The sequence below is a fragment of the Ruegeria sp. HKCCD6428 genome (assembly GCF_013110595.1).
Taxonomy (GTDB): domain Bacteria; phylum Pseudomonadota; class Alphaproteobacteria; order Rhodobacterales; family Rhodobacteraceae; genus Ruegeria.
Genome location: NZ_WVQX01000009.1, coordinates 56101 through 71255 on the forward strand (window position 1 = coordinate 56101; position 15155 = coordinate 71255).

The following is a 15155-nucleotide window of genomic DNA, read 5'->3' on the forward strand; positions in this document are numbered from 1 at the left end:
CCCGATGTGACACCGGGCGGCTTTTGCGTTCAAACCAATTGAAAGATGATACCAGCCACGATTGCGCCACCGACCCCCAGGGTCAGATAGGTTGCAAAGACACGTGGTTTGACCAATGACCAGACCGCAGCCATCGCCGGGATGGAACTGACGGCACCGGCAACCATGAACGACATGGCCGCACCCGCTGTCATACCTTGCTCCATCAACCCTGCCAGCAAAGGCGGCGCCACGTAGGAGTTCAGGTATGCCGGCATACCCACCAGCGCAGCAACGACGATCGGCAGCACGCCTTCTCCGCCAACCAAGCCTGCGATCAGGTCGGCGGGGACATAGTTTACCAAAAGCGCCTCCAGCACATAAGCCAGCGCAAGCCATTTCAACAGGAACAGACCGTTGTGCACGAATTCCGAACGGAACCGGGCGCGACGCTCGGGCTCCTGCCAGAATTTCCAGACCGGTTTGTCATCCGTTTTCGGAACACATCCGCAGCACCCGGCGGGCTTGTATTCGCGCAAGGGCTGGGCAAACGCGCCGTTGCGCATCAGCAACCGAACCGCGAACCCGCCGAACAGGCCAAGCGCAACCGCCGCAACAGCCTTGCCGATGGCAAAGGGCCATCCCAGCGCACCGGCGGTAATCAAAAGCGTCGGCGGATCGATCAAAGGTGAGCTGAGCCAGAACGCCATGACTGCGGACAACGGCGCACCAAGGGCCAGAAGACCCGCAATAAAGGGGATAACCTCGCAAGAACAGAACGGTGCAAGACCACCGAACAAGGCAGCCAGAAAGATCATCCGGGTTTCGCGCCCCTCAAAGGCACGCGCCACCATCACCTCTGCGCCGGTCGACTTGAGGTAAGACAGCAGAAGCACTGCAAACAGAATATATTGCCCTGTATGCGCCAGAGCCTTGGCTGCAAATGTCACCACCTCGGGCAAGTTTCCGGGATCCAGGATTGCCACCGCCGCCAGAATGACGACGATCAGCGTCCAGGGTGTCTTGATCAGGTCCAGCGCCACTTTGGCAGTCATACGCGGGTTCTGTGTCAATTCAGCCATCGTTCGCAGCCTTTCCAACTTCGTCAGCGCAGCACTCGCTGAGAATGAATTGCGCCAGATTTCTCAATTCGTCGTAATTGGCGCGGTTGATCGTGGTTCGACCGACCTTTTCCTGTTCGACCACACCACCGGCTGCAAGAAACCGCAGGTGATGGGCCAGGGTCGACGGGGCAATCCCTGTCCGGTCCTGTATCTCGCCAACGGTCAATCCGGCTTTGCCAGCCCGGACCAGCGTCTTGAGGACTTTCAGCCGAGCTTCAGAGCCCATGGCAGAAAATCCGGCCGCAGCAGCTTCCCACATCCACTATCTCCATTTAACTAGTTTTCTAGTTATTTAGTCCGAAGGAACTCGCCGGTCAACCCCGCCGACAAAATTTCGTTACTGCGATGTAAGTCCAGATTGCCCCGACCTTAAGTCCACCCTATAAGCAGGCATGGGGATTTCGGTCGATACATTCTTTCTTGAGCTCAATGGTCAGGGCACATTGCAGGCCCAGATCCAGCAGATGATTGCCGAAGGCATCTTGTCCGGTCGCTTTCACGTCGGAGAAAAACTCCCTTCGTCACGCAAACTGGCCGCGCATCTGGGTGTCAGCCGAATAACGGTGACGTTGGCCTACACCGAACTTTTGGCCAATGACTACCTGACGGCCAAGGGGCGGTCCGGGTATTACGTTTCGCAAAACGCACCTGTCCCCCCCAAGTATTCGCCTGTCCAGCGCGGCACCGAATCCGTTGACTGGGACAAGGCGCTGGCGCGCCGCTTTCTGGACAGTGACGTTCTGCCAAAACCCAGCGACTGGCGAGAGTACCGTTATCCGTTCATCTACGGGCAGGCTGACCGAACCTTGTTTGACCACGCCAACTGGAGGTTATGCGCCGTCCGCGCGTTGGGACACAAGGATTTCGATTCGCTGACCGGAGATTACGTGGATCAGGATGATCCGTTGTTGATCGAATTTATTGCCCGTCACACTCTACCTCGCCGTGGCATCGCAGCCCGCCCCGAAGAGATCCTGATCACTCTGGGCGCGCAGAACGCGCTCTGGCTGGCATCGCGCATCTTGCTGACCCACAATCGCACGGCCGTCATAGAAGACCCATGTTACTATGCGCTGCGAAGCCTTCTGAACCATTGGGATTGCGCGGTCACGCCCTTGAGCGTGGACCGGGACGGGCTGCCTCCCGAGGCGATTCCCGACGAAGCGGACGTCATCTTTACCACCCCCAGCCATCAAAGCCCGACAACCGCAACGATGCCGATCGACCGCCGCAACCAATTGCTGGACCGAGCACGCGATCTGGATGCGATGGTTGTCGAGGATGACTATGAGTTTGAAATGGCCTTCCGAGGCGCCCCTTCGCCGGCGCTGAAATCCATGGATCGGGATGGGCGCGTGATTTATGTCGGCAGTTTTTCCAAGTCGCTGTTTCCAGGATTGCGACTTGGATACATGGTCGGCTCAGAGCCCTTTATCCGCGAGGCGCGCGCGCTGCGCTCCTTGGTTCTGCGCCACCCGCCGGGCCACATTCAGCGCACGGCGGCGTATTTCCTGTCGTTGGGCCATTACGACGCGCAAATTCGGCGTATGTCGAAGGCCTTGCAAGAACGGCGCGACGCGATGGACGAAGCCATCGCGGAAAGTGGGCTGACCGTGGCTGGACGGGGTGTGATTGGCGGCTCTTCAATGTGGATGTCAGCCCCTGAGCACATCGACACAACTCAACTGGCATTAAGGCTGCAAAACCAGAGTGTTCACATTGAGCCGGGCGCACCGTTCTTCTCGGGGCCGGACAGGCCACAAAATTTCTATCGCTTGGGCTATTCCTCAATTCCAACAGACCGCATCGCGCCCGGCGTGAAACTGATCGCCGACGCAATTCGGGCCGTTTGAGCCTCATCTGGACCTAATCCGGCTTTCGTTTTGGCCCTAACGCAGGTCGCACCCTTGCGCCAAAACCATATCAAACGCCGGGCACAGTGCCCGGTTTCACTCACTCTTGTTTGGAGAGCACCCACATGAAGATGACGACGGAAGAGGCGTTTGTTAAGGTTTTGCAGATGCACGGGATCGAGCATGCGTTCGGGATCATTGGATCTGCGATGATGCCGATCTCGGACTTGTTCCCGAAGGCCGGGATCATGTTCTGGGACTGTGCGCATGAAGGCTCGGCCGGCATGATGGCCGACGGCTATACCCGCGCCACCGGCAAGATGTCGATGATGATCGCGCAGAACGGCCCGGGCATCACCAACTTCGTGACGGCGGTGAAGACGGCCTACTGGAACCACACCCCGCTGCTGCTGGTGACGCCGCAGGCGGCGAACAAGACCATCGGTCAGGGCGGTTTCCAGGAAGTCGAGCAGATGAAGCTGTTCGAAGACATGGTCGCCTATCAGGAAGAGGTCCGCGATCCGACACGTGTCACCGAAGTTCTGAACCGCGTGATCATGAAAGCCAAGCGCGCCAGCGCCCCGGCCCAGATCAACATCCCGCGTGACATGTGGACCCAGGTGGTTGATGTTGATCTGCCCGCCATCGTCGATTTCGAACGCCCCGCGGGCGGCGAAACCGCCGTGGCGCAGGCGGCTGAACTGCTGTCGAACGCCAAGAACCCGGTGATCCTGAACGGTGCGGGCGTGGTTCTGTCCAAGGGCGGGATCGAGGCCTCGAAGGCGCTGGCCGAGCGCCTGGATGCGCCGGTCTGCGTGGGCTATCAGCACAACGACGCCTTCCCCGGCAGCCACCCTCTGTTTGCCGGTCCGCTGGGCTATAACGGTTCGAAAGCCGGGATGGAGCTGATCAGCGAGGCCGATGTTGTTCTGTGCCTCGGCACCCGTCTGAACCCGTTCTCGACCCTGCCGGGCTATGGCATGGAATACTGGCCGGCCGAGGCCAAGATCATCCAGGTCGACATCAACCCCGACCGGATCGGCCTGACCAAGAAGGTCACCGTGGGCATCGTGGGTGACGCGGCCAAGGTGGCGACCGGCATCCTGAACCAGCTGAGCGACACCGCGGGCGACGAGGGCCGCGACGCGCGCAAGGCGAAGATCGCCGAGAAAAAGTCCCGCTGGGCCCAGCAGCTGAGCAGCATGGACCACGAGGATGATGATCCGGGCACCACCTGGAACCAGCGCGCCCGCGCGGCCAAGCCCGACTGGATGAGCCCCCGCATGGCGTGGCGCGCCATTCAGGCGGCGCTGCCGAAAGAGGCGATCATCAGCTCGGATATCGGCAACAACTGCGCCATCGGCAACGCCTATCCGTCCTTCGAGGCGGGCCGCAAATACCTGGCACCGGGCCTGTTCGGGCCCTGTGGCTATGGCCTGCCGGCCATCGTCGGCGCCAAGATCGGCTGCCCGGACGTGCCGGTCGTGGGCTTTGCCGGTGACGGCGCCTTCGGCATCGCGGTGAACGAACTGACCGCCATCGGGCGTGAGGAATGGCCTGCCGTGACCCAGATCGTCTTCCGCAACTATCAGTGGGGCGCGGAAAAGCGCAACTCGACCCTGTGGTTCGACGACAATTTCGTCGGCACCGAACTGGATACCAAAGTGTCTTACGCCGGTATCGCGCAGGCCTGTGGCCTGAAGGGCGTCGTGGCCCGCACCCAGGACGAGCTGACCGCAGCGCTGAACCAGGCGATCGAGGATCAGAAGAACGGCATCACCACGCTGATCGAAGCCCTGATCAACCAGGAGCTCGGCGAACCCTTCCGCCGCGACGCAATGAAAAAACCCGTCGCCGTCGCAGGAATCTCGGCAGACGACATGAAAGCTCAGGAAGCGTGATCAAAGGACGAGGCCAGAGCGTATGACAATGACACCAATTGAACTGTTGCGTCAGAACGCCCCGGCCTCGAGCCCTGTGATTTCTTTATGCGAAGGCAGTGATCCCCGCGTCGTTGCGGGGGCGCTGGCCGCCCACCAGGCCGGACTGGCCGATGTCATTCTGGTCGGTCCACAAGCCGAGGTCGAAGCCGCCCTCAAGAACCAGAATGCCGCTCGCTCTGACGGCGTCATGGTTCACGACCCGGCAACCTCGGACCTGACCGAGGAATTTGCCCAAACCTATTTTGAACTGCGCCAACACAAGGGCGTCGATCCGGCCAAAGCCCGTGCCACCGTTGAAACACCGCCTGTCTATGCCGCCATGCTGGTACGCAGCGGGCGGGCCACTGGAACCGTAGGTGGTGCCGTTCACACGACCGGAGACATTGTACGCGCGGCCATTCAGGTGATCGGCATGGCCCCAGATGCCGGAATGGTTTCATCCTTTTTCCTGATGTACCCGCCGGAAAACGCTCAGCCCGGAGCGCGGGCGATGCTCTATTCGGACTGCGGCCTGGTCATCGATCCCAGCGCTGACGAGTTGAGCAAAATTGCCGTCGCCTCGGCCAGATCGGCGCGGGCACTGCTGCGGGTAGACCCCAAGATCGCCATGCTCAGCTTTTCGACCAAGGGCAGCGCAAAGCATCCCGACGTAGATAAGGTGATCGAGGCCACTGAAACACTGCGCCAAAGTTCCCCGGATCTCGAGGTCGACGGCGAGCTTCAGTTCGACGCGGCCTTCGTGCCCTCGGTCGGGGATCGCAAATCGCCCGGATCTTCGGTCGCTGGTCAGGCCAACGTGATGATCTTTCCCAATCTCGACGCGGGCAATATCGGCTACAAGATCACGCAACGACTGGGGGGTTACACCGCGATCGGCCCGGTTTTGCAGGGGCTGGCCCGACCCGCCAATGATCTTTCCCGCGGATGCAGCGCCGAAGATGTGACCCAGATGATCGCCGTGACGGCACTGCAAGCTATCAGGGAATAAAACTCAGAACTCACGTCGTTTCCAGAACGATGTTCTCAAATCGGAAGGAAAGTGACAAAGTCCTCCCGACACAACCGACAGGACCCGCCAATGACCCATCAGCAGCCGATCCTTGAAACGTCTCCGAAAGTTTCGGACGAGGTCCGCAAAACCACCTGTTATATGTGCGCCTGCCGCTGCGGCATCAACGTTCACATGAAAGATGGCAAGGTTGCCTATATCGAAGGAAACCGGGACCATCCGGTCAACAAGGGGGTTTTGTGCGCCAAGGGCTCTGCCGGGATCATGCAGGTCAACGCCCCCTCTCGCCTGCGCAAACCGCTGAAGCGTGTCGGCCCACGTGGCTCGGGTGAATTTCGCGAGATTGAGTGGGACGAGGCGCTCAGCACTGCTGTGGGCTGGCTGAACGAACTGCATGAAACCGCACCGCAGAAGCTGGCCTTTTTCACTGGCCGCGACCAGAGCCAAAGTTTCACCAGTTTCTGGGCCCAGAATTTCGGCACTCCGAACTACGCAGCCCACGGCGGCTTCTGCTCGGTCAATATGGCGGCCGGTGGCATTTACACGATGGGTGGCGCGTTTTGGGAGTTTGGACAACCCGACTGGGATCACACCAAACTGTTCATGCTGTTCGGCGTCGCCGAGGATCATGACAGCAACCCGATAAAAATGGGGATCGGCAAGATCAAGGCGCGCGGCGCACGGGTGATCGGAGTGAATCCGATCCGGTCGGGCTATAACGCTGTTGCCGACGACTGGGTCGGCATCACACCCGGAACAGACGGGCTGTTCATTTTGTCGCTGATCCACGTTCTGATGAAAGCCGGCAAGATCGATCTGGATTACCTGAGCCGCTATACCAATGCGCCGGTTCTGGTGAACGCAAGCGAGGGTGCGGAAAAGGGCCTGTTCCTGCGCGACGAGGACGGCAAGCCGCTGGTTATTGATCGCAAGACGGGCGAGCCAACCGCATTCGACAAGCCCGGCGTGCGCCCGGACCTGTCGGCGACCTATGACAAGGACGGTGTGACGCACCGCCCCGTTTTCCACCTGATGGCCGAAAAATACCTCAGCGACGAACACGCGCCCGAGGCGGTGGCCGATCGCTGCGGCATCCCCGCCAAACGTATCCGGGCCATTGCCGCTGAAATCGCCAGGGTCGCTTTTGACGAAGCGATCGAACTGAATCAGGAATGGGTTGATTTTCGGGGTGAAAAGCACTCGAAGATGATTGGTCGTCCCGTCAGCTTCCATTCCATGCGGGGCGTATCAGCCCATGCCAATGGATTCCAGACCTGCCGCGCTCTGCATGTGCTGCAGATCATGCTGGGAACAGTCGAGGTACCGGGCGGTTTCCGCTTCAAACCACCCTATCCCAAACCGGTCGAAGCACACCCGACGCCTCATGGCGAGAGGCGTCCGGGACGCCCGCTGAACGGCCCGCATCTGGGCTTTCCACGAGGTCCCGAAGACCTGCTGCTGGACGACTGCGGCACACCGCAACGCATCGACAAGGCATTCACCTGGGAAAACCCGATGTCCGTGCACGGGTTGATGCACATGGTGATTTCGAACGCTGCGGCTGGTGATCCCTACAAGATCGACACCCTGTTCATGTACATGGCGAATATGTCGTGGAACTCCTCCATGAACACCAAAGGTGTGATGGAGATGCTGACGGCCAAGACCGATGACGGCAATTACGTCATCCCGCGCATCATTTACTCCGACGCCTATTCTTCGGAAATGGTGGCTTATGCCGACCTGATCCTGCCCGACACCACCTATCTCGAGCGGCACGACTGTATCTCGCTGCTGGATCGCCCGATCTGCGAGGCAGACGCCGCGGCAGACGCCATTCGCTGGCCGGTGGTCGAACTCGACCGAGACGTGCGTGGTTTCCAGTCGGTTCTGATCGAGCTGGCCAACCGCATGAGCCTGCCGGGTTTCACGAATGAAGACGGCAGCCCAAAGTGGAAAGACTACGCGGATTACATCGTAAACCACGAACGACGCCCTGGCATCGGCCCGCTGGCCGGTTTCCGGGGTCCAGACGGCGACAAGGAAGGCCGCGGCGAGGTCAATCCGGATCAGCTGAATCGGTATATCGAAAACGGCGGATTTTATGTGGCGCATATCCCGGAAGGCGCGGATTACTACAAACCGTGGAACACCGCCTATCAGGACTGGGCCGTCGGGATGGGCATCTATGACAGCCCTCAGCCCTATCTGTTCCAGCTCTATTCCGAACCGATGCGCCGGTTCCAGCTGGCTGCTGAAGGTCACGGTGACCGCCAGCCGCCCGAGCACCTGCGCCAGCGCATCAAGGACACCATGGATCCGCTGCCGATCTGGTACGAAACCGACCAGCAGGGCAATGAAGGCTTCACCGTCAACGCGCTGACCCAGCGCCCAATGGCCATGTATCACAGTTGGGGCACACAGAACGCGTGGCTGCGCCAGTTGCACGGGCAAAACCCGTTGTACGTCCCGACCAAACTGATGCGAGAACACAACCTGCAAGACGGCGACTGGGCAAAAGTCAGCTCCCCCCACGGTGAGATCACCGTGCCGGTGATGGAGATGGCCGCGCTGAATGACAACACGGTCTGGACATGGAACGCCATCGGCAAACGCAAAGGCGCCTGGGCCTTGCAGGACGACGCGCCAGAAGCGACCAAAGGTTTCCTGCTCAATCACCTGATTCACGAATTGCTGCCGTCCAAAGATGATGGAATGCGCTGGGCCAATTCGGACCCGATCACTGGTCAGGCAGCATGGTTCGACCTGAAGGTCAAAATCGAAAAAGCCGACGCACCTGCCGATGCGCAAAGCCAGCCGAATTTCGACCCGATCAAATCTCCTGTCGGAACCGGCCCTGAAAACCTGGCCTGGAAGGTGGGCAAATGACACGGATCCGCACTTCATCTGGCCAAAAATATCCCGGGGGTGAATTGAGCCGCAGGCTCAAGAGGGGGCTGGCCCCCTCACCTGCCCTCAACAGCAGAGGTTCCCTGACATGACCCAGCTACCAAACTCCACTGACCGCAAGATGGGCCTGGTCATCGACCTGGACACCTGTGTCGGCTGCCACGCTTGCGTTATTTCCTGCAAAGGCTGGAACACGGAAAATTACGGTGTCCCTCTTTCGGATCAGGACGCCTACGGTGCAAACCCGTCGGGCACCTTTCTCAACCGCGTGCATTCCTACGAAGTGCAACCTGCCGACGGGCATGCCCAGCTGATCCACTTCCCGAAGTCCTGCCTGCATTGCGAAGACGCGCCCTGTGTTACCGTTTGCCCCACCGGCGCCAGCTACAAACGGGTCGAGGATGGCATCGTCCTGGTCAATGAAAGCGATTGCATCGGATGCGGCCTGTGCGCCTGGTCCTGCCCCTACGGTGCGCGGGAACTTGATGTGGCCGAAGGCGTGATGAAGAAATGCACACTTTGCGTGGACCGCATCTACAATGAAAACCTCCCCGAGGTCGACCGTATCCCCTCCTGTGTTCGCACCTGCCCTGCGGGCGCAAGGCACTTTGGCGATCTGGGCGACCCTGACAGCGATGTCAGCCAGCTGGTTGCAGAACGGGGCGGCATGGACCTGATGCCAGAAATGGGCACCAAACCCGTCAACAAATACCTGCCCCCGCGCCCCAAGGACACCGTGGAAGACCAGATCGACATACTGGCCCCCCTGCTGGCCCCCATTGCTGACGAGCCCAAAGGGTTCCTCGGCTGGCTCGACAAGACGTTGGAGAAACTCTGATGCATCCCGCACCCTCCGTCATTCTGTTCACCACCCTGTCCGGTCTGGGATTTGGACTGCTGTTCTTTCTTGGCCTGGGGTTTCCGGCTGTCTCGGGTTGGGTGGCTTTTGTGTTCTTCGCCATTGCCTATGGTCTGGCCGTCGGCGGGCTTTTGGCTTCGACCTTCCACCTGGGCCATCCGGAACGGGCCTTGAAGGCGTTCACTCAATGGAAAACCAGCTGGCTCAGCCGTGAAGGTTGGTGTGCCGTCCTCGCGCTGGTCATCATGGGGCTCTATGCAATTGGCGTGGTGTTTCTGGACCAACGCTGGGGTTTTCTGGGCTGGATCGGCGCAGGGTTGTCGCTGGCCACAGTGTTCACGACCTCGATGATCTACACGCAGCTCAAGACCATCCCACGCTGGAACATGAACCTGACACCTGCCATGTTTCTCAGCTTCAGCCTGGCCGGTGGTGCATTGCTGGCAGGTCAGACAAGCGCAGCTCTGCCGCTGCTGCTGATCGCGGCGCTGGTGCAGATACTGTACTGGCGCAAGGGGGATCAGGCGTTTGCGTTATCGGGAACGGATCTGGGAACAGCCACCGGGCTTGGCGCACGCGGATCCGTCCGCGCCTTTGAGCCGCCCCATACCGGCACCAATTACCTGCTGCGAGAATTCGTTCACGTGGTCGGGCGCAAACACGCCGAAAAACTGCGGCTGATCTCGTTCGTTCTGGCATTCGTGCTGCCGGTTCTGCTGTTGTTGCTGCCGTTCAATCACGTCTTCGCCCTGCTGGCCGTGGCATCGCATCTGGCAGGTGTTACAACGTCGCGCTGGCTGTTCTTTGCGCAGGCCGAACATGTCGTGGGGCTGTATTACGGCAAACGCTGAGGGGGGCTCTGCCCCCGCCGCGGCAAGCCGAGTCTCCCCCGGGATATTTTTTGGCCAGATGAAGTCTGGATACATCAAAAAGAAAGGGCGGCGCTCAAGGTTTGAGGCCGCCCTTCGTCGTATTCTGAAATACCGGTCAGATCAGGCCGGCATGGGCCATTGCGGCCTCGATTGCATCCTTGGTGCTGTCTTCCAGCTCGGTCAGGGGTGAGCGCACTTCGGTGCTGCAAAGGCCCAGTTTGCTGAGTGCATATTTGGCACCGACAAGGCCCGGCTCGATGAAGATCGCCTCATGCAGCGGCATCAGCTTGTCCTGATACTCCAACGCTTTTGCATAATCTCCGGCCAGCGTGGCCTGCTGGAATTCGGCGCAGAGCCTGGGGGCCACGTTTGCAGTCACCGAGATGCAGCCAACACCGCCATGGGCATTGAACCCAAGGGCCGTGGCGTCTTCGCCGGACAGTTGGCAGAAATCTGCGCCACAGGCAGCGCGCTGCTGACTGACACGGGCCAGGTCGCCTGTTGCATCCTTGACCCCGACGATACGAGGAAGCTTGGCCAGTTCACCCATTGTGGCAGGCGTCATATCAATGACTGAACGGCCCGGAATGTTGTAGATGATGATCGGGATATCCGCGGCCGCATGCAGCGCCTCGAAATGCGCGATCAGGCCACGCTGAGTTGGTTTGTTGTAATACGGCGTGACGACCAGTGCCGCATCCGCTCCGACTTTTTCCGCGAACTGAACGAAGCGGACAGCTTCGACCGTGTTGTTCGACCCGGCACCGGCAATGACAGGAACGCGGCCCGCAGCGGTTTTAACAACCTCTTCGATCACCGTTTCATGCTCTTCGTGGCTGAGGGTCGGGCTTTCACCGGTTGTTCCCACAGGCACCAGCCCGGTCGAGCCTTCGGATATCTGCCAGTCCACCAGATGTTTGAGCGTCTTCAGGTCCAACTCGCCGTTGTTGAACGGGGTGACGAGGGCTGGCATCGAGCCTTTGAACATGACACGCTCCTTCAAGGTGCATTTTGCAGTTTTTACGCCGCGGTTCCTCACGTTTCCAGCTTTGTGAGTTGATCCCAGCGACGCACGGTTTATCCTCACAGGCTCTATCCTCGGTTGGTTGGGAAATGCAAGGGATGACACGCTTTCTGGCACTGTTGACTGCTGTGATTCTGTATTCGGTGACTGCGACGCATTCAGCACGGGCAGATGCTGCTGCTGATTTGCGCGCTGGACTTAACGAAATGCGCAAAGGCGACTGGAACGCAGCGTTGCGCGTATCCGGCCAGCGAGGTTCTGTATCGCGCGATATCATTGTCTGGCACTGGCTGCGCGAGGGCTTCGGCAGCTCTGGCGACGTGTTGGTGTTTCTCGAACGTCGCCCGGACTGGCCCGGGCTGGCATGGCTGCGCCGCAAGAGCGAGCCTGTTTTCACCGGTGCCGATCCAGACAGGGTTCTGAAATTCTATGCCGGCATGCCGCCTCAGACGGCAGAGGGCGCGTTGAACTTTGCCGTCGCCCTGAAAGCCAAGGGACGCATCGGAGAAGCGGAGGCCGACATTGTGACCGCTTGGCGCACCATGCCAATGGGTTCGGGTCTGCAAAAAAGCTATCTGGAGAACTTTGCCAAACTTCTGAAACCGCATCACGCGGCGCGGCTGGACAGAATGCTTTGGGACGGTCATCTTGTAAGCGCCGGACAGATGTTGCCTTTGGTCGGTCCGGACGAACGCAAACTGGCCGAAGCGCGCATAGCATTGCAGAAACGCCAACCCGGTGTGGACACCAAGGTGGCAGCAGTTCCCAAGTCTCTGGCGGATGCGCCCGGGCTGGCCTTCGATCGTTTTGTCTGGCGCGACAAGAAAGAACTGGATGACAGCGCCGTCGATCTGATGCTGGCACGCTCTACCGGGCCTGACGCACTGGGTGAACCTGACAAATGGGCCGAGGGACGGCGCCGTCTTGCACGGCTTGAGATGCGATCGGGCCGTGCGGCGCGCGCATATGACGTGGCAGCCAATCATCATATGACCCCCGAAATGGGTTACGGCTATGCCGATCTTGAATGGCTGGCCGGTTTTCTGGCGCTTCGCAAACTAAACGATCCTGCCACCGCCGTTCGCCACTTCCAGAACTTTTCGGACGCCGTGAAATCTCCGATCTCGAAAGGCCGTGGTGGCTATTGGCTTGGGCGCGCTTACGCGGCATTGGGTGACGCGGACAAGGCGTATGACGCCTATGCAATGGGGGCCGATTACCAGACCTCATTCTACGGTCTGTTGGCCGCAGAACGGATCGGACGACCGTTTGATGCGGAACTGGCCAATCCGCGTCGCGCGCCGCATTGGCGGCAGGCGGAGTTTGCCGATTCCAGCGTTTTGGAGGCCGGATTGCTGTTGTTGAAAGCCGGAGAAGCAAACCTGTCCGAGCGGTTCCTGACCCATCTGGTCGAAAGCCTTGATCCAGTGCAGGCCAATCAATTGGGCGACCTAGTTATCGAACTGAAACAGCCGCATCTGGCCGTGATGATCGCCAAGCGGGCGGCGACCACGGGAACCGTTTTACCCGCAGCCTATTACCCGGTCCATCCAGTGGCAGATATGCGATTGCCGATGGCCAAGGAAATGACATTGGCCATCGCGCGTCGCGAAAGCGAGTTCGACCCGGTCGTCGTCAGCGGTGCGGGTGCACGCGGCTTGATGCAGGTAATGCCCGCCACGGCCAAGCTGGTTGCGGGCGAGCTGGGCATTCTCAGCGGCCATCAGACGGGACGATTGACCACGGACTGGCAATACAACGCAAAGCTTGGGGCCAACTATCTTTCTGGTCTGGCGGCCGATTTCAACGGCAACGTTGTGATGATGGCGGCGGGGTACAATGCAGGGCCAAGGCGCCCGATCTCGTGGATGGAACGCTATGGTGATCCGCGCACGGGCGAGGTCGATATCGTGGACTGGATCGAGACGATCCCGTTCAGCGAAACGCGGAACTACGTGATGCGCGTGACCGAAAGCCTGCCGGTCTACCGTGCCCGCCTGGGGCAACCCGCCCTTCCGATTCCGTTCTCGCAGGAGCTGATCGGATCATCTCTGGCGGCGTTCGCGCCATAAGGTGAACAAACCTGCGGCTACGACGATGGTTGCGCCCGCCACGACTTCGGGGCGCAACGTTTCGCCAAAGATCGAAATACCCAGGATCGCGCTCCAAACCAGGTGGAAATATGCAAAGGGTTGAACCGCACTGGCTTCGGCCACTTCGTAGCACTTGATCAGCAACCAATGCCCGAACACCCCACTGACGCAAAGCAGCGCCATCCAGAGCCAGTCGTCGTGCGCCATCGGCTCCCAGAACCACATGCCAAACACGGTCATCGCCACGGCACCGGCGACACCGGTCCAAAAAAAGCTGGTCGCCGCGCTGTCCTGGCGGGCGACATATCGCGTCAAAAGACCATAGATCGCAAACAGCAATGCAGAAATCAAAGGTATGACAGCCCACGGGTTGAAGACCCCGGCGCCCGGTTGCAGGATGATCAGAACGCCGATGCAGCCGACACCGATCGCAGCCCATCGCCGCCATCCGACCTTTTCGCCCAGCACCGGCCCGCTCAGCGCGGCGACAAGCAAAGGATAACAGATGAAAACCGCCATACTGTCGATCAGGCCAAGGACCGTAAAGCCGAACACCGCAATGCAGATCTCGGCCGCCAGCAACAAGCCCCGCACGATCTGCAAACCCAACTGACTTGTCTTTGTGGCCGCCTTCAGCCCACCGGGGGCCCGCGCGGCCAGAGCGATGACAAAAGCCGCAAAGAACCAATAGCGGATCATGACCACCATGTAGGTGTTGTAGGTTCCGGCCAGATGGCGCGAGATACCGTCCTGCAACGCAAAGACAATTGTCGCGCCCACCATCAAAGCGATGCCCGCGCCGACATTGTTCTTCTGGGTCATGCTTTGTGTGCCCGTGTCATGTGCCGCTTGCGACCATAGCCGGGCATGCGGGTTACGTTGAAACCTGCACTCTCAAGTCCCCGGCGCACGAAACCCGCGGCCGTATACGTGGCCGCGGTACCGCCCGTGACAGTGTGGTTTGCCACGTCCTGCAACAGGTCCGCGCCCCACAATTCAGGGTTCTTGGCTGGTGAAAACCCGTCGAGAAACCAGGCATCTGCCATTCCGTCCCAGTTCGGCAATGCCTTGCGTGCATCGCCGATCACCACCTCAAACCGAAGCGAATCCAACACACATGTGCGTCCTGTCCAATGCGCCAGAAACCGACTGCTCCACGGATGCAATTCAGGAAAGGCCCCAAGCGCGCGCTGCATGTCTTCCGGCGCCATGGGAAAGGCTTCGAAACTAGTAAAGCGCAATGGCCCTTTCTGACCGGATGCCTCCCATTCCGACCAGGCGGTCAGCAGGTTCAGGCCGGTGCCGAAACCCAACTCGGCAATATGAAACCCCGGTGCAAACCGCGCAGGCAAATCATTTCCCGCCAGAAACACATGGCGCGTCTCTTCCAGCCCGTTCTGCAACGAGTAATATGGGTCGTCGAAGCGGTCCGAGACCGGTATCTGATCTTCGGTCCACGTCAATTCGGCGCGCTGGTCTGCCATTGGGG

12 protein-coding genes are annotated in these 15155 nt (G+C 59.9%); 7 read left to right on the plus strand and 5 right to left on the minus strand.

Going from position 1 to position 15155, the window contains the following annotated elements:
* Positions 1–29: 29 nt before the first annotated feature.
* The gene (locus GS620_RS17645; RefSeq protein ID WP_171617217.1) at positions 30–1061 is read right to left on the minus strand and encodes a permease; all 1032 of its coding nucleotides are present in this window, start codon (positions 1059–1061) and stop codon (positions 30–32) included.
* Entirely contained in the window at positions 1054–1362 is a 309-nt protein-coding gene (locus tag GS620_RS17650; RefSeq protein ID WP_171207031.1) for a helix-turn-helix transcriptional regulator, read from the minus strand. Before GS620_RS17650 ends, GS620_RS17645 begins: the two co-directional genes overlap by 8 nt.
* A 133-nt stretch (positions 1363–1495) precedes the next feature.
* Here GS620_RS17650 and GS620_RS17655 point away from each other — a divergent pair, with 133 nt between their 5' ends.
* From GS620_RS17655 to GS620_RS17680, 6 genes are all read left to right on the plus strand, one after another.
* The gene (locus GS620_RS17655) at positions 1496–2956 is read left to right on the plus strand and encodes a PLP-dependent aminotransferase family protein (RefSeq protein ID WP_171119873.1); all 1461 of its coding nucleotides are present in this window, start codon (positions 1496–1498) and stop codon (positions 2954–2956) included.
* Positions 2957–3081: 125 nt separating this feature from the next.
* Positions 3082–4857: a sulfoacetaldehyde acetyltransferase gene (xsc, locus tag GS620_RS17660; protein ID WP_171617219.1), complete on the plus strand. Its 1776-nt coding sequence runs from the start codon at positions 3082–3084 to the stop codon at positions 4855–4857.
* Between the two features lie 22 nt (positions 4858–4879).
* The gene (gene pta / locus GS620_RS17665) at positions 4880–5887 is read left to right on the plus strand and encodes a phosphate acetyltransferase (RefSeq protein ID WP_171617221.1); all 1008 of its coding nucleotides are present in this window, start codon (positions 4880–4882) and stop codon (positions 5885–5887) included.
* Between the two features lie 90 nt (positions 5888–5977).
* Complete coding sequence (locus GS620_RS17670) at positions 5978–8797, plus strand: molybdopterin oxidoreductase family protein (RefSeq protein WP_171617223.1); 2820 nt, start codon at positions 5978–5980, stop codon at positions 8795–8797.
* Between the two features lie 109 nt (positions 8798–8906).
* Entirely contained in the window at positions 8907–9656 is a 750-nt protein-coding gene (locus GS620_RS17675) for a 4Fe-4S dicluster domain-containing protein (protein WP_171617225.1), read from the plus strand.
* Entirely contained in the window at positions 9656–10528 is an 873-nt protein-coding gene (locus GS620_RS17680) for a DmsC/YnfH family molybdoenzyme membrane anchor subunit (RefSeq protein ID WP_171230636.1), read from the plus strand. The genes GS620_RS17675 and GS620_RS17680 overlap by 1 nt, the downstream gene beginning before the upstream one ends.
* A 136-nt stretch (positions 10529–10664) precedes the next feature.
* Here the strand turns inward: GS620_RS17680 and dapA are convergent, their stop codons facing one another.
* Entirely contained in the window at positions 10665–11537 is an 873-nt protein-coding gene (gene dapA, locus GS620_RS17685; protein WP_171617227.1) for a 4-hydroxy-tetrahydrodipicolinate synthase, read from the minus strand.
* A gap of 134 nt (positions 11538–11671) precedes the next feature.
* Between dapA and GS620_RS17690 the strand changes: the two genes are divergently transcribed.
* Positions 11672–13645, plus strand: a complete 1974-nt coding sequence (locus tag GS620_RS17690) for a lytic transglycosylase domain-containing protein (RefSeq protein ID WP_171617230.1) — start codon at positions 11672–11674, stop codon at positions 13643–13645.
* Here GS620_RS17690 and GS620_RS17695 read toward each other — a convergent pair.
* Both GS620_RS17695 and mnmD read right to left on the minus strand, forming a co-directional pair.
* A complete protein-coding gene (locus GS620_RS17695) occupies positions 13619–14488 on the minus strand; it encodes a DMT family transporter (protein WP_171617232.1) in 870 nt (289 codons plus the stop codon). The genes GS620_RS17690 and GS620_RS17695 overlap by 27 nt on opposite strands.
* Positions 14485–15150, minus strand: coding sequence for a tRNA (5-methylaminomethyl-2-thiouridine)(34)-methyltransferase MnmD (gene mnmD / locus GS620_RS17700; protein WP_171617234.1), 666 nt, complete (start codon positions 15148–15150; stop codon positions 14485–14487). Before mnmD ends, GS620_RS17695 begins: the two co-directional genes overlap by 4 nt.
* Between the last annotated feature and the right edge of the window lie 5 nt (positions 15151–15155).